The organism is Citrifermentans bremense (genome assembly GCF_014218275.1).
In the GTDB taxonomy this organism is placed as follows: domain Bacteria; phylum Desulfobacterota; class Desulfuromonadia; order Geobacterales; family Geobacteraceae; genus Geomonas; species Geomonas pelophila.
In genome coordinates, this window is record NZ_AP023213.1 from 3,312,047 (window position 1) to 3,329,054 (window position 17,008).

At 62.5% G+C, this 17,008-nt stretch carries 16 protein-coding genes; 2 read left to right on the forward strand and 14 right to left on the reverse strand.

From position 1 onward, the window contains the following. Positions 1-133 precede the first annotated feature (133 nt). From GEOBRER4_RS14485 to xseA, 13 genes are all read right to left on the reverse strand, one after another. Positions 134-544, reverse strand: coding sequence for an RrF2 family transcriptional regulator (locus tag GEOBRER4_RS14485; RefSeq protein WP_085811991.1), 411 nt, complete (start codon positions 542-544; stop codon positions 134-136). Positions 545-1,052: 508 nt separating this feature from the next. Further along, positions 1,053-1,607, reverse strand: a complete 555-nt coding sequence (locus tag GEOBRER4_RS14490) for a ComEA family DNA-binding protein (RefSeq protein ID WP_185242905.1) — start codon at positions 1,605-1,607, stop codon at positions 1,053-1,055. Then, positions 1,607-3,193 (reverse strand): citramalate synthase, encoded by a 1,587-nt coding sequence (cimA, locus tag GEOBRER4_RS14495; RefSeq protein WP_185242906.1) that lies wholly within the window; start codon positions 3,191-3,193, stop codon positions 1,607-1,609. The genes GEOBRER4_RS14490 and cimA overlap by 1 nt, the downstream gene beginning before the upstream one ends. A 153-nt stretch (positions 3,194-3,346) precedes the next feature. Next, entirely contained in the window at positions 3,347-4,561 is a 1,215-nt protein-coding gene (locus GEOBRER4_RS14500) for an aspartate kinase (RefSeq protein ID WP_085811988.1), read from the reverse strand. 280 nt (positions 4,562-4,841) lie between these two features. After that, on the reverse strand, positions 4,842-5,303 hold the full coding sequence (gene tsaE / locus GEOBRER4_RS14505; RefSeq protein WP_185242907.1) for a tRNA (adenosine(37)-N6)-threonylcarbamoyltransferase complex ATPase subunit type 1 TsaE: 462 nt from the start codon (positions 5,301-5,303) through the stop codon (positions 4,842-4,844). Positions 5,304-5,306: 3 nt separating this feature from the next. Next, positions 5,307-5,756, reverse strand: coding sequence for a CBS domain-containing protein (locus GEOBRER4_RS14510; RefSeq protein WP_185242908.1), 450 nt, complete (start codon positions 5,754-5,756; stop codon positions 5,307-5,309). A 24-nt stretch (positions 5,757-5,780) separates the two neighbouring features. Then, positions 5,781-7,352 (reverse strand): NAD(P)H-hydrate dehydratase, encoded by a 1,572-nt coding sequence (locus tag GEOBRER4_RS14515; protein WP_185242909.1) that lies wholly within the window; start codon positions 7,350-7,352, stop codon positions 5,781-5,783. Further along, positions 7,353-7,730, reverse strand: a complete 378-nt coding sequence (locus GEOBRER4_RS14520) for a holo-[acyl-carrier-protein] synthase (RefSeq protein WP_185242910.1) — start codon at positions 7,728-7,730, stop codon at positions 7,353-7,355. Between the two features lie 94 nt (positions 7,731-7,824). Continuing rightward, the gene (locus GEOBRER4_RS14525; RefSeq protein ID WP_185242911.1) at positions 7,825-9,063 is read right to left on the reverse strand and encodes a peptidase MA family metallohydrolase; all 1,239 of its coding nucleotides are present in this window, start codon (positions 9,061-9,063) and stop codon (positions 7,825-7,827) included. Further along, positions 9,060-11,000: a 1-deoxy-D-xylulose-5-phosphate synthase gene (gene dxs / locus GEOBRER4_RS14530; protein ID WP_185242912.1), complete on the reverse strand. Its 1,941-nt coding sequence runs from the start codon at positions 10,998-11,000 to the stop codon at positions 9,060-9,062. The genes GEOBRER4_RS14525 and dxs overlap by 4 nt, the downstream gene beginning before the upstream one ends. After that, positions 11,001-11,888: a polyprenyl synthetase family protein gene (locus GEOBRER4_RS14535; protein WP_085811981.1), complete on the reverse strand. Its 888-nt coding sequence runs from the start codon at positions 11,886-11,888 to the stop codon at positions 11,001-11,003. Positions 11,889-12,017: 129 nt separating this feature from the next. Continuing rightward, positions 12,018-12,245 carry an exodeoxyribonuclease VII small subunit gene (locus GEOBRER4_RS14540; RefSeq protein ID WP_085811980.1) on the reverse strand — a complete coding sequence of 76 codons (228 nt, stop codon included), beginning with the start codon at positions 12,243-12,245 and terminating at the stop codon, positions 12,018-12,020. Between the two features lie 83 nt (positions 12,246-12,328). Continuing rightward, on the reverse strand, positions 12,329-13,705 hold the full coding sequence (gene xseA, locus GEOBRER4_RS14545; protein ID WP_185242913.1) for an exodeoxyribonuclease VII large subunit: 1,377 nt from the start codon (positions 13,703-13,705) through the stop codon (positions 12,329-12,331). A 251-nt stretch (positions 13,706-13,956) separates the two neighbouring features. Between xseA and GEOBRER4_RS14550 the strand changes: the two genes are divergently transcribed. Further along, positions 13,957-15,330 carry a ParA family protein gene (locus tag GEOBRER4_RS14550; RefSeq protein ID WP_185242914.1) on the forward strand — a complete coding sequence of 458 codons (1,374 nt, stop codon included), beginning with the start codon at positions 13,957-13,959 and terminating at the stop codon, positions 15,328-15,330. Between the two features lie 94 nt (positions 15,331-15,424). Here GEOBRER4_RS14550 and GEOBRER4_RS14555 read toward each other — a convergent pair whose 3' ends face one another. Continuing rightward, positions 15,425-16,375, reverse strand: a complete 951-nt coding sequence (locus GEOBRER4_RS14555; RefSeq protein ID WP_185242915.1) for a divergent polysaccharide deacetylase family protein — start codon at positions 16,373-16,375, stop codon at positions 15,425-15,427. A gap of 206 nt (positions 16,376-16,581) precedes the next feature. On the opposite strand from GEOBRER4_RS14555, the gene GEOBRER4_RS14560 reads away from it, so the two are divergent. After that, positions 16,582-16,995 carry a bacteriohemerythrin gene (locus tag GEOBRER4_RS14560; RefSeq protein WP_185242916.1) on the forward strand — a complete coding sequence of 138 codons (414 nt, stop codon included), beginning with the start codon at positions 16,582-16,584 and terminating at the stop codon, positions 16,993-16,995. Positions 16,996-17,008: the final 13 nt, after the last annotated feature.

Below are 17,008 nucleotides of genomic sequence, written 5' to 3' on the forward strand. Positions count from 1 at the left end.
CTTTGAATATAATGCACGTTTTTGGGCCGGCGGCCCTTGCTTCTGCTATAACGGCCGGATCAAGGTGAAGGATCCCAGAAGATCAACAGGACCTTCTTTATCCTATTGGTAGGCAAATTTTTTTTGCGCTGCGCTACTGCTGCGGGCCACGCGCAAGGGAGTCGATGGTCACACCGTCCAGGATGTGCACCACCTCGGTCTGCACCTGCTTCCATACCGCATGCACGCGGCATGGGCCTCCCCGGTCGCAGGCGCTTCCGAGAAGGCAGCGGTTGGGAAGGATGGGCCCTTCCACCGCCTCCACCACCTCCCGCAGAGTTATCGCAGAGGCGGGACGCCCCAGGACGAAGCCGCCGCCGGTGCCGCGCGAGGAGCTGACCAGGCCGAGCTTGGCGAAGCTCTGGAAGATCTTGGCCAGGAAGGTCTGCGGGACCTCGGCTGCCGCTGCGATCTCGCTGATCAGCGAGACGCGCCCCGGCGGCTGCTGGGCCAGGTAGATGATGCCGCGTATGGCGTATTCACCCTTTCGGGTCAGTTCCATCATAATAACACCTTTAGGACCAAATTTATCCCTTTTATAACGGAGCATCCGGACCGTGTCAAGCGTAAAACTCCTGGGAAAAATTTTCAGCGGCGGCTGGCGCTACGAAAAGGTCTGGCAAGTCAAGGGGGCGGCTTGTGGACAGCGGAAAAGGGGGCCGTTTGCGCGGCCCCCTTTCATGGGCATGTGTACATGGTTGGTATCAGCCGAGGAGGCTGTTGAAGTTTCTCGCTCTGTTGGCCAGAATGGTCGGGTCGAGGACCTCCCCGCAACAGGTGCATTTCCAGGCATCGAAAGATCTAACGAAGTCGTAATATTTTTCGGCAAACATTCTACCTTTGCATTTAGGACATTTCATAAACCTTACCTCCCAACAAAAAGTTGATTAAAAGACTTCATGTGGGGAGCTATATTTCACCTTGCATGCCAAGATAATGGTTATGAAAATATTGTAATCGTATGCAGTCGCCGTCCTTGAGGAACCATCGATAAAAAGCGGATTTATGGACCATTAGAAATATCTTCTGATAGCTTCAAGCTTTGCGGGCCCGATCCCCGGCACCCGCGACACCCCCTCCAGAGAGCCGAAAGCGCCATTTTCGTGACGCTCCGTCACGATTCTTTCCGAGAGCACCGGCCCGATCCCCGGCAGCAGCGCCCATTCCTTCGCGGACATCCGGTCCGGATCCAAGGGCACCCCCAGCAGCATCCGTTCCCTCACTCCCATTTTAGTGATTGAAATCACAGCTTTTTCCCTTTCGGGAAGGCCAAGGGTGAGAACATCTCCGTTTTGCAGCACCATGGACGAGCTGGCAGGAAGCACTCCTAGAGCCTCCGGATCCGCGACCGTCATTTTAATGGCGGTCGCAATCGAGGTACCGTCGGGAAACCGATAGACGCCGGCCTGGGGGAAATCGCCTGAAAGCCGCACCGCGACCGTCCCTCCCCGATCACGCAAAAAGGCCGCTTCCTCACCCTTCGGGGCGGGAAAGCGGCCTTTTGCGTAGAGAGTCAGGGAGAGGAGCAGTGCGATACACCAGATGGCGAGTCGGCTGCTCGTGGGCATCACGGTTTCGGCGCCGCCGCCTCCTCATCCTTGTGGAGCTTGAACTCGATGGCGTCGACGAGAGCCTGGTAGGAGGCCTCGATGACGTTGGAGGAGACCCCGACGGTTCCCCAGCGACCTTCCTTGTCGCCGGACTCGATCAGGACCCGGATGGAGGATGCCGTCCCCTGCCCCGCCGGGAGCACCCTGACCTTGTAGTCGTGCAGCTTCACGTCGCGAAGCTTGGGATAGAACTTCTCCAGCGCCTTCCTGAGCGCGTTGTCGAGCGCGTTGACCGGCCCTGCCCCTTCCGCCGCGGTGTGCTCGATCTTCCCCCCCACCTTGACCTTGATGGTGGCCTCGGAGATCGGCTGGTCGTCCTCGTGGCGCTTCTCGTCGATGACCCTGAAACCGATCACGGAGAAGAACTTGCGGTGGGTGCCGAGCGCGCGCTTCATCAGGAGCTCGAAGGAAGCCTCCGCCCCCTCGAACTGGTAGCCGCGGTTCTCCATCGCCTTGATGTCTTCCAGGATCTCCAGGGTCACCGGGTCCTTGCTGTCCAGGTTGATGTTGAACTCGGTCGCCTTGGCGAGGATGTTGGCGCGCCCGGAGAGGTCGGAGACGAGCACCCGGGTGGTGTTCCCCACCAGCTCCGGTCTCATGTGCTCGTAGGTCTCTGGATGGCGCTGGATGGCGGAGACGTGCACCCCCCCCTTGTGGGCGAAGGCGGAGTTGCCGACGTAGGCCTGGTGCTTGTTGGGGGCGAGGTTGGCGAGCTCGTAGACGTAGCGGGAGAGGTCGCGCAACTGGCGCATCTGCTGGTCGCTCACGCACTCCATCTTCATCTTCACCTTGAGCGCCGGGATGATGGAGCAGAGGTTCGCGTTGCCGCAGCGCTCGCCGAAGCCGTTGATGGTCCCCTGCACCTGGACGATGCCGCTTTGGACCGCGACTATGGAGTTCGCCACGGCGCACTCGCTGTCGTTGTGGGTGTGGATGCCAAGCTGCGTCGAGACCGCCTTCTTTACCTCGGCCACGATGCTGGCGATCTCGAAAGGCATGGTGCCGCCGTTGGTGTCGCAGAGGATGATGCAGTCCGCACCCGCCTGCTCTGCCGCCTTGAGCGTCTTGATGGCATATTCGGGGTTCGCCTTGTAGCCGTCGAAGAAGTGCTCGGCGTCGTAGAACACCTCGGGCATGCGCGCCTTCAGGTATTCCAGCGAGTCGTAGATCAGCTCCAGGTTCTCTTCCAGCGGGATCCTCAGCGCCTCGTGGACCTGGAAGTCCCAGCTCTTGCCGAAGATGGTGACCGCGTCCGCCTCGGACTGCACCAGCGTGCGGATGTTCTGGTCCTTGTCCGGGGTGATCTTGGCGCGCCTGGTGGAGCCGAAAGCGGCGATCTTCGCCTGGGAAAGCTTCTCTTTCTTGATGTCCTTGAAGAAGGCGACGTCCTTGGGGTTGCTGCCGGGCCACCCGCCTTCTATGTAAGCGATCCCGGTCTCGTCCAGCTTGTGGGCGATGCGGATCTTGTCTTCCACCAGGAAAGAGATGTCTTCTGCCTGCGTTCCGTCCCTAAGCGTCGTATCGTACAGTTTCACCAAGCTCATATCACCCCACCCTTCATTCAAAAGACGTTCAACGTTCGACGTTCAACGTTTTTAAAAGATCAAGCCGCTCGCACGCGCGCCGCCCGACGTCCCAGAACCTCCAGCCAGGGCCGGCAAGATCTGGAACGTCGAACCTTGAACGTTGAACGGGTGTTATTTCGAAAGGCCGAAGACGTCGTGCAGCACCCTTACGGCGAGCTCGGTGTACTTGGCATCGACTACCACGGAGATCTTGATCTCGGAGGTGGAGATCATCTGGATGTTGATCCCTTCGGCGGCGAGCGCCTTGAACATCGTGGTGGCGACCCCTGCGTGGCTTCTCATGCCGAGGCCGACGATGGAGACCTTGCTCACGTTCTCGTCGGAGAGGACTTCCTTGGCGTTGATCGCCTGCGCGGTCTCCTGGGTGATGGCAAGCGCCTTCTTGAATTCGGCCTGGGGCACGGTGAAGGTGAAGTCGGTGGAACCGGCCTCGCTCACGTTCTGAACGATCATGTCCACGGAGATATTGGCATCGGAGAGCGGCGACAGGATCTGGGCTGCGATCCCCGGCTTGTCCGGGACCTGCATGACTGCTATTTTCACTTCATCCTTGGCATAGGCGATACCCGAGACGAGTACTGCTTCCATATCTTTATCCTCCTTGGTAACCATGGTTCCGAGATTTTCGTTAAAGCTAGAGCGGACATGGACGTCGACGTTGTACTTGCTGGCGAATTCGACGGAGCGGATCTGGAGCACCTTGGCTCCCAGGCTTGCCAGCTCCAGCATCTCCTCGTAGGAGATGCGTTCGATCTTCTTGGCGTCCTTGCAGATGTTCGGATCCGTGGTGTAGACGCCGTCAACGTCGGTGAAAATCTCGCAGACGTCCGCTTTGAGCGCCGCCGCGAGGGCAACCGCCGAGGTGTCCGAGCCGCCGCGCCCGAGTGTGGTGACGCTTCCGGTCTCGTCCACGCCCTGGAAACCGGCCACGATGAGGATGGTCCCCTCCTTCAAGTCGCTGCGCATCTTGGTATCGTCGATCTTTTCGATGCGCGCCTTGGCGTAGGCGCTATCGGTCACGATGGGAACCTGGAAACCCAGGTAGGATTTAGCCTTGTAACCCATCGATTTGAGGCACATGGCCAGCAATGCGATGGAAACCTGCTCGCCTGCTGCAACCAGGACATCGTATTCGCGGTTGTCCGGGAATTCGCAGACTTCGTTGGCAAGCGCCACCAGCTTGTTAGTTTCGCCAGACATAGCGGAGACGACCACCACCATGTCGTTGCCGGCATCGTAGGTTTTCGCCACCCTCTTGGCGACGTTGCGAATTCGTTCGACGGAACCCATCGAGGTGCCGCCGTACTTTTGGACCACCAAAGCCATGTCAGTCCTCCTTATACTCAACTGTTAATTCCCGGAAAGCCCCCGGTGGTTTAGAGACACCTTTATTAGCAAGAATAGAGTTCACGGTCAAAACATTTTTTTAAGTAAGAGCGGCCAAGGCACCGGAATGGGTAAATTATTCCGGTCAGGGGAGAATCCCCCCCAAAAAAGAACCCCGCCCGTTGAGGAACGAGCGGGGTTGCAGCGTGAGGTGAAGGTTGTCGCGCGCGCTGCCGCGGCCGGGCAACCCGCTGTTTGAAGATGCTGTTTATGGCAGGTGTCAGGAGGGGAACAGGGACTTCAAAATGACGTTAGGGCGCGCCCCTTTGGCGTGGAATGACACGGAGCGCCCCTCCCCCCGGTGGCTCAGGTTGACGGTGAGGATCTCCTTCGGGACCTCGTCTTCCAGGCGCTCGGCCCACTCGACCACGCAGGCCCCGTCGCCGGAGAAGTACTCCTCGAAACCGAGGTCGATCACCTCGTCCGCACCCTGGAGGCGGTACAGGTCGAAGTGGTACAGGGGGATCCTCCCCTGGTAGACGTTAAGTATGGTGTAGGTGGGGCTTGTCACCGGGGTCTCCCGGTCCACCTCGAGCCCCAGGGCGATCCCCTTGGCGAACTGGGTCTTCCCCGCCCCAAGCTCCCCCACCAGGGCGACGAAATCGCCCGGCTCAAGGAGCCTGCCGAGCCTCGCCCCCAACTCCACCGTTTCCTCGCAGCTGTTGGTCTCGACTGTCGGCATCGGCTACCCGATCATGGTCTTGACCATGTCGATGCGGCCGATGATGCCGACCACGCGACGTCCCTCCACGACAGGCACCGCCTGGATCCGCTTGCTGGTCATGATGTCGGCGACCTCCGAGACCGGCGCCTCGGGCGCCACGCTGAAGACCTCTTCCGCATAGATCTCCCCGACGGTCTGGGCCGTCATCTTCTGCAGCTCCTTCTCGAAGCGCTTGTCGCTTTCCAGGTAGATGACCCAGTCGAAGATGGAGACCACGGTCGGGATGTGCAGGTTCTTGTCCTGCTCGATCAGGTCGCTCTCCGAGACGATCCCTACCAGGAGCCCTTCTTCGTCAACCACCGGCACCGTAGAGATGCGGTGCTGGGCGAAAAGCTGGGCCAGGTCCCTTACGGTGGTGTCGCGGCGCACGGTGATGACGTCTTTGGTCATTATGTCTTTTGCTTTGAGCATGGTGGTTCTCCCTTTATAAGCAGTTCAGTTGATCGATGTTCCGGCCGCGCCGCCCTCCGCGACTGTAAGCCGCTGCAGCGCCCTGGGGAGGGCCTCCTGGACGTCGGTTGCGACCATGCCGCGCGTCCCTGTTTCCTCCGCCATCAGGTCCGCCGCGTACCCATGCAGGAAAACCCCGAGCCTCGCGGCGGCAAAGGGGTGGTACCCCTGCCCCAGAAGGGCGGCGATGACGCCGGTCAGGACGTCCCCCATCCCCCCGGTCGCCATGCCGGGGTTGCCGCTGCCGTTGATGGCGATGGTTCCGTCTGGCCCCGCCACGATGCTGCGGGCTCCCTTGAGTACCAGGTAGACCTGGAACCGGGTGGCGAAGTCGCGGGCGCAGCCGATGCGGTCCGCCTCGACCTCCGGCACGGAGACACCCATGAGCCTGGCCATCTCCCCCGGGTGCGGCGTCAGCAGCGTCACCCTCCCCCTTCTGCGCAAGAGAAGCTCCGGCGCTACGGCCACAGCGTTGAGCCCGTCGGCGTCGATCACCAGCGGCGCATCCAGCGCGGTGAGGAGTGAATGCACCAGGTAAACCGTGGAAGGGGCGGTCCCAAGCCCAGGCCCCAGCGCCACCGCGTCCTTCCCCTTGGCGACGGATAAGAGCTCGCCCAGCGCTCCCGCCAGGAAATGCCACTTATCTTCGGGCCCGATGGGGATGGTCATGGCCTCGGTTGTCTTCGACTCCAGCACAGGGTTCAGCGCCGCCGGGACCGCGAGGCTCACCAGCCCCGCCCCGGCCCGCAAGGCGCTCTGGGCCGCCATGGCCGCGGCTCCCGTCTTCCCGACGCTACCGGCGATGACGAGGCAGTGCCCGTTGCTCCCCTTGTGGGCGATTACGCTGCGGGGCCGAATTATCGCCCGGGCGCTCTCGCGGTCCATGAACTCGCATCCGGGCGCCTCGTCGACTACCGCCTGCGGCATGCCGATGTCGGCCACCACCAGGCGCCCGCCCAGCTCCGCCCCCGGATAAAGCACGTTCCCAAGCTTCGCCAGGGCGAAGCTCACCGTGAGGTCGGCGCGCACCGCCCGCCCCAGCACCCGGCCGCTGCCGGCATCGATCCCGGAGGGTATGTCCACCGCGACGACCGGAACCCCGCAGGCGTTGACGACGTCGATCGCCTCCCCGTAGATCCCCCCGACCTCGCTGTTGATGCCGGTTCCAAGGAGCGCGTCGACGACGACGGTGGCGCTTTTGATAAGTTCCTCCTGCCCGGCGAGCCCCTGCGGCAGCGAGGTCACGACGCCTGAATCCAGGCGCTCCAGGTTCACGGCGGCGTCCCCGGTCACGGCTTGCGGCGCGGCCAAAAGCAGCACCAGAGCCTCCCACCCCCTCTGCGAGAGGATCCTGGAGATGACGAAGCCGTCGCCGCCGTTGTTCCCCTTGCCGGCGACGATGACCGCCTTTCTCCCCGCCCCGTCTCCGAAGCGCTGCGAGATGGCGTCGGCGCAGGCGCAGCCCGCGCGCTCCATGAGCGCGACCCCCGGGACCCCGAACTCCCCGATGGCCCTTTTGTCCATCGACTGCATCACTTGTCCCGTGACCACCTTCATCTAGCGCTCCAGTACCACCATGGCGACGGCGCATCCGGCGTCGTGCGACAGCGACAGGAAACAGGAAGTCAGCCCTGCCTGCCGGAACAACTCCTCGGCCCGCCGGTAAAGCTTGAGCTCGGGTTTCCCCAGCTGGTCGTTGACCACTTCCATGTCCTTCCAGCTGATGCCGTCGCGCAGGCCGGTCCCCAGTGCTTTCAGGAAGGACTCCTTCGCCGCGAAGCGGAGCGCGTAATGCTGCGCGCTCTGTTTCTTTCCCGAGCAGTACTGGATCTCGAAGGGGGTGAAGATCCTGTCAAAGAGGGCGTCGTTACCCTGTTGCAGGAACTTCTCGAACCTCGCGATCTCAACTATGTCAACGCCAGTGCCGTAAATCACAAAAGCTCCTGTCTCCGAAGGGATCTGCCAGAGTCAAGCGAACCCGCAGACCTTTAAATACTATAACCGCTCCCGCTGATACTCACAACATCGCTCACTCAGCCTTCGCGCCGGATGCGGGAAGCGATTCATGCCATTCTCGCAGGATCCCCGGCAGGTCGAGCGACCAGTCCGAGAGGGCCCGCGCCACCGCCTTCTCCATGCTCGCCCTCTCACCAAGGTTCTTGAGCAGGTTCTGCACGGCGTACCAGCCGTAGCGATTCACCATGAACTGGGCCATGGAATGGCTCTGCTGGTAGGCAAGCCGAGCCTCTTGCCCGTCCATCGAGGTGAAGGGGCCGGAGAGGGTTACCAGCGGCAGCTGGTGCGAGGCGTCGACCAGGTTCGGGTTGCGGCCGGGGTGGACGAACTCCTTGCGCCCCTCGATCTCGGCCAGCCCCTCGTTGAGCCAGGTGGGGATGTTGCCGTGGGTGATCTCGGCGATCAGCACGTGGGTGAACTCGTGGAAGATGACGGCGCGCAGTTGCGGGGTCATTCTGGTGATCCCCCCTATGGGGAGCCGGATCTTGCCGTCGTAGAGCCCTCCGGACCAGTCCGGGCCTGCGGTGACGCTGCTGTAGTCGCGCTTGGTGTAGAGAAGCACCGGAATGCGCGCGGTCGGAAAAAGCCCCAGGTCGGCGCCCACCGAGTTGTAGGCGCTCTCCAGGGCGTCCAGCACCTCGGCGGAGAGCCCCGGGGGGAGCTCCGCGTCGAAGCTCAGGTCGAACATGGAGCTGAACCCCTTGTCCATGCGCGACTCCACCGGAAGCTCCCGTTCCGCCTTCGCGATCAGGGCCGCCAGCATGCTGTTTCCAGGCTCCAGTTCGCGGGCGCGGCGCCAATAAGAAAGCGCCCCCTGCAGATCGCCGGTGTCATAGCTGATCTTCCCCAGGTAGACGAGCGGCTCGACGCCGTCACCGGCCTCCAGGAACTCGCCTGCCGCGGTCTGGTAATCCTTGTCCAGGTAGAGCGCGACGCCCCGCAGAAGCCGCAGCTCCATGTTCTCCGGCAAGAGCTCCCGCGCCTCGGCAAGGTAGCGGGCCGCCTTGGCATAGCGCCCCGCGCTCATGTCGCGTTTGGCGATCTCGGTGTAGGTCAGGGCCAGGTTGGTCTTGAGCGACTGCTCGTAGGGAAAGAGCGAGGAGGCCCTCTTCAGCTCGTCGAGCGCCTGCTCGTACTCGCCGCGTTCGATCAGCTGCCGGGCCTTCGCTGCGTAGCTCACGGGATCCCCGGCGACCGCCGTTGCTGCGAACGTCAGGATGAGGATGAAGAGGAGGAAAGAAAGCTTCTTCATGGTTGGCACGGCAGATCGACGCCATCGGCTCCATCCGCCGGTTCCAGAACCGACTCCTGCTGCGCCTGCCCCCTCGCCTTGCGGATGCTCCGGGCAATCCCGGTGGCATCTAGGCCGTAGGCAGCCTTGAGCTCGGCCTGTTCCCCCTGCTCGACGAAACTGTCGGGGTACCCCAGGCGGAGCACGCGGACGCCGGTGACGCCGCATTGCTCCAGGAGTTCCAGGATCGAGGTCCCGAAGCCCCCCTGAAGCACGTTTTCCTCGGCGGTAACCAGGAAGCCGGTAGCCGCCAGGGAGAGGATCAGGTCGCGGTCCAAGGGTTTGACGAAACGAACGTTCATCACGGCGAGGTCCACCCCTTCGAGGGCGAGCGCCGCTGCTGCCTGCTGGGCGGGGTGCACCATGTTACCGACGGCCAGTATGGCGCCGTCTTTTCCTTCCCTGAGCAGTTCCCCCTTCCCTAAGGCAAGCGGCTCCAGGATCTGGTCCATCGGGACGCCAAGACCGCTGCCGCGCGGGTAACGGACCGCCGAGGGGCCGTCGAGCGAGAGTGCGGTGAAGAGCATGTGCTGCAGCTCGTTCTCGTCTTTGGGCGCCATCACGGTGAGCCCGGGAAGCTGACGCAGGTAGGAGAGGTCGAAGACGCCGTGGTGGGTCGGGCCGTCGTTGCCGACCACGCCGGCACGGTCGATGGCGAAGACGACCGGGAGATCCTGCAGGCAGACGTCGTGGCAGAGCTGGTCAAAGCCGCGCTGCAGGAAGGAGGAATAAAGCGCCACCACCGGGCGGAACCCTTCCGCGGCAAGCCCCGCCGCGAAGGTGACGGCGTGCTGCTCGGCGATCCCCACGTCGAAGAAGCGCTCGGGGAACTCCCTGGCGAACGGGGTGAGCCCGGTGCCATCGGGCATGGCGGCGGTGATGGCGACGATCTTCTCGTTGTCGTGCGCGAGCCTCTTGAGCGTTTCGCCGAAGACCCCGGTGTAGGAGGCTGGGCCGCCTTTGGCCTTGTGCACCCTGCCGGTCTTGGCGTCGAACGGCCCCACGCCGTGGAACAGAGACGGGTACGCCTCCGCGGGGGGGTACCCCTTCCCTTTCTTGGTGAGCACGTGGATCAGCACCGCGTCGTCGAAACGCTTCACGTTCTCCAGGGTCTCCACCAGCTTCCCTATGTCATGCCCGTCGATGGGGCCAATGTACTCGAAGCCGAACGCCTCGAAGAGCATCCCGGGGGTGAAGAGGGTCTTCAGCGACTCCTCGGCCCTCTTGGCTACCTTCAGGACCGACTTGCCGAACATCGGCACCCCCTCGAGGAAAGCCTCCAGGTCCTTCTTGGCCCGGTGCACGTACTCGCTGGTTATGGTGCGGGAGAGGAGATTGGAGAGGGCGCCGACGTTCTCCGAGATGGACATCTCGTTGTCGTTCAGGATCACCACCAGGTCCTTGTTCAGCTCGCCCGCGTGGTTCAGCCCCTCCAGCGCCAGGCCGCCGGTCATGGAGCCGTCCCCGATCACGGTCAAGACCTTGTTGCGCTCCCCCTTCAGGTCGCGCGCAACGGCAAACCCCACCCCGGCTGAGATGGAGGTGGAGGAGTGCCCTACGTCGAAGCAGTCGTGGGGCGACTCGGCCCGCTTGGGGAAGCCGCTGATCCCCCCGAGCTTCCGCAGCGTGCCGAAGCGCTCGTTCCTGCCGGTCAAAAGCTTGTGGGCGTAGGCCTGGTGCCCGACATCCCAGATGATCTTGTCCTTGGGGGAGTCGAAAACACGGTGCAGGGCGATGGTGAGCTCGATGACGCCAAGGCTCGGAGCCACGTGACCGCCGTTGGCGGCGCAGGTCTCGACGATCCGCTCGCGGAGTTCCTCTGCCAGCGTTTCCAGCTCCCGCAGCGAGAGCGATTTCAGCTGCCCCGGCTCTTTAATCCCTTCCAGGATGGACGGCATCTACGATTTCCTTTTCACTATGTACGAAGCTATGGCGCGCAAAGGCTCCGCCCGCTCGTCGAACGGCTCCAGCGCGGCAAGAGCGATCTGCACCAGTTCTTCGGCGCGCAGCTTGGACGCCTCCAACCCGACCAGCGCCGGGTAAGTCGCCTTGCCGCGTGCCTGGTCGCTACCCGCGTCCTTCCCAAGCTCCTCGGTGGTCCCCTCCACGTCGAGCACGTCATCCGCTATCTGGAAGGCGAGGCCGATGGCGTCGGCGTAACGGGTGAGCGCGTCGAAGGCCTCCTCGCTCGCACCACCGAGGATGGCGCCGGCGCGAACCGAAGCCCGGATCAGGGCACCGGTCTTGTGGGTATGTATATAGGAGAGGGTCGCCATGTCGATGTCGTGTTTTCCCTCGCTCTCCATGTCGACCATCTGCCCGCCGACCATCCCGCGGGAGCCGGAGGCGTGCGCTATCTCGTGGATCACCCGAAGGCGCGCCGCCGGATCCACCCCCTCGCCGTTGCAGGAGAGGAGGATGAAGGCCTCGGTTAAGAGCGCGTCGCCGGCGAGGATGGCGGTCGCCTCGCCGTACACCTTGTGGTTCGTCGGGTTCCCGCGCCGGAAGTCGTCGTTGTCCATGGCGGGGAGGTCGTCGTGGATGAGGGAGTAGGTGTGGATCATCTCCATGGCGCAGGCAGCGGGCAGCGCCGGTTTCAGCTCCCCTCCCACCGCCTCGCAGGCGGCGAGCATAAGCACCGGCCGCACCCTTTTGCCTCCGGCGAACACCGAGTAGCGCATGGAACCGTGCAAGGATGCCGGGAGCTCCTTCCCGTTAGGGAGAAAGCGCTCCAGCGCCTGGTCGACCAACTCGCACTTCTGCTTCAGATATTGCTTCAGATCCATATCATGGTCTCTCTTCTCGATGAGTGACATTGGCCGGTGCGCGGTCATATTGCAGGTGGTGCAGGTGCATCGACAATGTCCAGTTCTCCTTCCCCCGGAGGGGGGAGGTCGGGGGGGGGAAGAACGGTCTTATTCCTCTTCCTCGAACGGCTTGGTGACGAAGCTGCCGTCGCGCTGCTTGATGAGCGTCTCGACCCGCCGCTCGGCCTCGTTCAGCTTCTTGCTGCAGAAGGCGGAAAACTTCACCCCCTCCTCGAACGCCTTCAGGGACTCCTCCAGGGAAAGCTCGCCACCTTCAAGCTTCTTCACCACGTCCTCGAGCTTTTTCAACGCGGTCTCGAACTTCTCCACTGCCATGAGTATCCTCTCGTCCCTTTAGCCCTGCCTTCAGCGAAGATTAAAGCCGCAGGCGGCGGAAATTATTAAAAAGTGGATGCCTATTATACCGATCGTGGGGGTGCCGTCAAGGACTCACTCTCCCCGTGCGACTGCTCCACGGTGCAAAGCGCGGAACCCGCGGCAAAGCTCAATTCCACCCGGTCGCCGGGGGCCAGCTGGCGGCTGCTGGTCACTACCGAGCGGGCGGGAAGTTTCCTGGTGATGCTGTACCCCCGGGAGAGGGTGGCCAGGGGGGAAACGGCGTTCAGGGTGCCGGTGGCAAGCCCCACGCTCTCCGCGGCGCAGGCAAGCCGCCGGGCGATGGCGTGGTCCAGGCGCAGCGAAAGATTGGAAAGCCGCTCGGAGCTTCTCTGCAGCGTGAGCGCAGGGGTTTGCCGCGACAGCCTCGCGGTGAGCGTCACTATCCTCTCGGAGGCGTCGTCAAGGATGAGCCCCGCCTCGCGCACCAGCCGGGCGTCGAGCGAGTCGACCCGCTGCGCCAGGTGCCCGAGCACACGGCTCGGGTCGGTGACGGCCCGGCTCAACGCGGTCACCAGGGCGCGCGAGCGCTCCAGGCGGCGCTGCTGCGAGACATGGAGTCTGTGGGTCAGTGCCTCCACCTCCGCAGTCAGCTCCTTCTTGCTGGCTACCACGAGCTCCGCCGCGGCCGACGGCGTGGCGGCCCTCAGGTCGGCGACGAAATCCGCGATGGTGAAGTCGGTCTCGTGCCCGACCGCCGAGATCACGGGGATCTTGGAGCGGTGGATGGCGCGGGCGACCACCTCCTCGTTGAAGGCCCAGAGGTCCTCCAGCGAGCCCCCGCCGCGGCCGACGATCATGACGTCGATATTCCCCACCCGGTTCAGGTCGTCGATGGCGCCGGCGATCTCGCGCGCCGCCCCCTCCCCCTGCACCCGGACCGGCGAGATGAGGAGCTCGACGTTGGTGAAGCGGCGGTTTAAAACGGTGAGGATGTCCCTGATGGCGGCGCCGGTGGGGGAGGTGACCACACCGATGCGGCGCGGCAGCTTCGGGATCTCCCTCTTGTGCAGCTCGGAGAAAAGCCCCTCCTTGGCAAGCTTCTCCTTGAGCTGGATGAAGGCCATCTGCAGCCCGCCTATCCCCTGCGGCTCCAGGTAGTCGGCCACGAGCTGGTATTCGCCGCGCGGCTCGAAGAGGGTGATCCTGCCGCGGGTTAGGATGCGCATGCCGTCTCTGGGGGTGAACTTGAGGGAGCGGAAGGCGCCGCGGAACATGACGCAGCGGATCTGGGCGCCGGCATCCTTCAAGGTGAAGTAGCAGTGCCCGGACTGCGGGCAGGCGAGGTTGGAGATCTCACCCTCGACCCATACCTGCTCGAAGTTCTCCTCCAAAAGCCCGCGCACCAGCGCCGTGAGCGCGCTCACTGTGAGTACCCGCCGCTCCTTGAAAAGCTGCACTGAAACCTCCTGCAGATGGGATTCCCCTGCCCCTTTGTCAAAGGGCAGAACGCCAGGCCCCCTTTGGCAAAGGGACCCTCAGGCATACCCTATTGTGTGGGGCGCTCGTCCTGACAAAGCTGCCTGTTGAAGCTCCCACTTTGTCATCAACTCTGTCACAGCCCTTTCTTTCTGCCTGTCACGTCCGCCGTTCTACCATGCCGGTCTGACACTGTCAAACCGGTTGACCGTCGCGCGGTGTCGATGTTAGTATGCGCGCCATGAAAAATTACCCTTATGTAATAACCGTTTCCTCTGAAAAGGGGGGCGTGGGCAAGACCACGCTGGCGACCAACCTGGCGATCTTCCTGAAGGGGCTGGACGAGAATCTTCCCGTCTCCATCTTGTCCTTCGACAACCACTTCACCGTCGACAAGATGTTCTCCATCAAGGGGCAGCAGCTGCGCGGCTCGGTAGCCGACCTGCTCCTGGAGACCAAGGGGGCGGACCTGCTGCACACCGGCCAGTACGGGGTGAACTACATCCCCTCCTCCACTTCGCTTCCGAACCTGAAGGCTTCGCTCAGGGGGCCGATGGTGCTGGCGCGGCTTCTGGCGATGTCGGAGATCCCCGGCATCCTCATCGTCGACACCCGTCCGGACCTGGACGTCATGACCCAGAACGCGCTCTACGCCGCTGACCGGGTCCTGGTCCCGATCAAGGACATGGCGAGCATGGACAACTGCAGGAACATCTTCGAGCTCTTCGACAAGAGGGGACTGGACAGAAAGAGCCTGTCGCTCATCCCCTGCCTGATCGACGAGCGCATCAAGTTCGAGGGGCTCTTCAAGGACCAGAAGACCCTTCTCAAGGCCTTCGCCATCAACCGCGGCTTCCGCTGCCTCGACATCTTCATCTCCAAGAGCCCCAAGGTGGAAAGCCTCAACACGAATCCCGAGGGGAAGATCTACCCGATCCTCACCCATGGCCGCGGCACCGACGTCTACGGCCAGTTCACGGCACTGGGGCAGACCTGCCTTGAGGAGTATTACCATACCGAGGAGCCGAGGGCGCTCTTGTACGACAAGTGGCAAAACGAGGAGAACAAGCGCAAGAAGGAAGAGTACTTCGGGAGGCTTTCGGGGCTCAAGAGCCAGTGCCTGGTCTGCGGAAAGGAACTGAAGCAGGAGTCGCAGGTTTCCTACTACTGCGAGAGCTCGGACGGCGCCGCGAGCGGCTTCATGGAAGCCGACTGCTTCACCGGCTTCCTCATCTCGACCATCTTCAAGATAGAGCGGGAGCTTCCCGCCGACGACCCGACCCGGATGATGATCCACCAGACCGCGCTGGAGTCGGTGTTCGTCTTGAACCCGGGCGACGGCAACGAGCCTGGGAGCATCGACTTCCACCGCTTCGATCTTACCGGGAGCGAGCTCCTAAAGAAGAAGTACCCGCTGGCGCGCGGGCCGCAGCGCGACGGCTTCTCGGGGATCCTGGACGGCACCCTGGCAGGGTACCAGGGGGAGTTGCGCGACGCCTTCCTGATGGTGCACCCGGTAAACGGCGACAACCCCGCCTCCATCTTGGTGGACGAGAACTACCGCGAAATGGCGAAGCTGAAAAAGAGGATCGCGGAACAGCTTTAATACCGAAAGCTGCTCACGCAAAGAAGCAAAGGCGCAAAGGAAACCGGCTAGATACTCCGGATGTCCTTTGCGCCTTTTTTTGTAGGTCAGCAGGTTAGCTGGTTAAAGCGGAAGCGTAGACGAAGGTGATGCCGGTTTTAGCCAACTCCGGCAGGTACGCCTTCAGGGCGCGCAGGGTCGCGGGGTGCGGGTGGCAGATGGCGATAGCCCCGCCCCTTTTCCTGGCGATGGTGGCGGCCTCGAAAAGCTGCTTCCCTATGGCCCCCTCGTCCTGCACGTTGTCCAGGAACACCTGCCTGGTCCCCGCCTTTATCCCCAGCGCGCGGGCGGTCTGGTACCCCACCGAGGCGGGAGAAGTCCTGCTGTCGATGAAGAAAACCCCCTTCTCCTTCAAGACCCCGAGCGCCGCCTCCATCTTGTCCGCATGCTGGGTGAAGCGCGACCCCATGTGGTTGTTGGCACCGACGGCGTGCGGTACGCGGCTGAAATAATCGCTCACCCGCTTCGCTATCTCGGCGTCGTCCATGGCGACGAGCAGCCCTATGCTTTCCATCTTCTGCTTCGGATACCCCTCGGGCTCCATCGGCATGTGCACCATCACCTCCGCGCCGGCCGCATGCGCGGAATCGGCCACCTGCCGCGCGCGGGGGAGGCTCGGGATGATGGAATAGGTGATGGGGAGCCCGATGGATTGCAGCGTCTGCAGTTCCTGAAGGCTGCTCCCCATGTCGTCGATGATGACGGCTACGCGCCCCGGCCCATGCGCTTTGGGAAGGGATGCGGCATGGTGCTTGGGAACCGGGACCCGGGCAGTCGAGAGGGTTTGCTGCACCGGCTTTTCATGCTCGGGAAGCGGGAGATGCGGAGTGGAAACCGCCGGTGCTGCGACCTTTGCCGGCGCAGTCGGCGCCGGCTCCTTGCGGCTCTTCTCCAGAAAGAACAGGGCCAGAGCGATCAGTATGGCGACCGCCAGCAGCGCGACCCACGGCCTGCGCCCCCCCGGTGAAGGTTTACGTCTGTTTACCGCCCTGCCCTTTTTTGCCAAGACCTACCTCCGCACTTGTTCTAAAAGACTGTACGATCACGGAAATATCATGATACTCCCCGGAATTGCAATTCATTTGATCCCTGATGCGTTGACTTTCGCCCAACGGCCACAGATCATAGGCCGAAGATTAGATCTTGATAAGCAACTGCGTCATGCGCTATAAGAGTAGGACTGTTCGCTGGATCATTACCGGGAGGCAAATTGTGGCGATAGAGTGGCAGGACAATCTCAGCATCGGCGTCTTGGAGATAGACATCCAGCACAAGCTTCTCTTTGACAAGTTCAACAGTTTTCTCGACGCGTACCAGTCCGACGGAAATACCGAGGGCACCCTGCGCATGTTCTGGTTCCTCGAAGCCTATGCCGTCACCCACTTCAAGGAAGAGGAAAAACTGATGCAGCAACTGGCCTTCCCTGCATTCCACGCCCACCGTCAGAAGCACGGGGCTTTCATCGAAAATGTCAACCAGCTTAAAGAGCGCTTGAAGGTGGAAGGTCTGAGCCAGGCTTTGGTGACCACCATGACCAACTTCATCACCTCGTGGCTGGTACAGCACATCTCCACCGAGGACCGCGCCATCGGCACTTTCGTGAACAAAAACGCCGGCAGGGTGTAACTCTCGGCAGAGC

What these genes read in the sequence shown, in the direction of transcription:
- GEOBRER4_RS14485 (WP_085811991.1), bottom strand. Translation starts at nt 544, where the DNA reads ATGATGGAACTGACCCGAAAGGGTGAATACGCCATACGCGGCATCATC.
- GEOBRER4_RS14490 (WP_185242905.1), bottom strand. Translation starts at nt 1,607, where the DNA reads ATGCCCACGAGCAGCCGACTCGCCATCTGGTGTATCGCACTGCTCCTC.
- cimA (WP_185242906.1), bottom strand. Translation starts at nt 3,193, where the DNA reads ATGAGCTTGGTGAAACTGTACGATACGACGCTTAGGGACGGAACGCAG.
- GEOBRER4_RS14500 (WP_085811988.1), bottom strand. Translation starts at nt 4,561, where the DNA reads ATGGCTTTGGTGGTCCAAAAGTACGGCGGCACCTCGATGGGTTCCGTC.
- tsaE (WP_185242907.1), bottom strand. Translation starts at nt 5,303, where the DNA reads ATGCCGACAGTCGAGACCAACAGCTGCGAGGAAACGGTGGAGTTGGGG.
- GEOBRER4_RS14510 (WP_185242908.1), bottom strand. Translation starts at nt 5,756, where the DNA reads ATGCTCAAAGCAAAAGACATAATGACCAAAGACGTCATCACCGTGCGC.
- GEOBRER4_RS14515 (WP_185242909.1), bottom strand. Translation starts at nt 7,352, where the DNA reads ATGAAGGTGGTCACGGGACAAGTGATGCAGTCGATGGACAAAAGGGCC.
- GEOBRER4_RS14525 (WP_185242911.1), bottom strand. Translation starts at nt 9,063, where the DNA reads ATGAAGAAGCTTTCTTTCCTCCTCTTCATCCTCATCCTGACGTTCGCA.
- dxs (WP_185242912.1), bottom strand. Translation starts at nt 11,000, where the DNA reads ATGCCGTCCATCCTGGAAGGGATTAAAGAGCCGGGGCAGCTGAAATCG.
- GEOBRER4_RS14535 (WP_085811981.1), bottom strand. Translation starts at nt 11,888, where the DNA reads ATGGATCTGAAGCAATATCTGAAGCAGAAGTGCGAGTTGGTCGACCAG.
- GEOBRER4_RS14540 (WP_085811980.1), bottom strand. Translation starts at nt 12,245, where the DNA reads ATGGCAGTGGAGAAGTTCGAGACCGCGTTGAAAAAGCTCGAGGACGTG.
- GEOBRER4_RS14550 (WP_185242914.1), top strand. Translation starts at nt 13,957, where the DNA reads ATGCGCGCCATGAAAAATTACCCTTATGTAATAACCGTTTCCTCTGAA.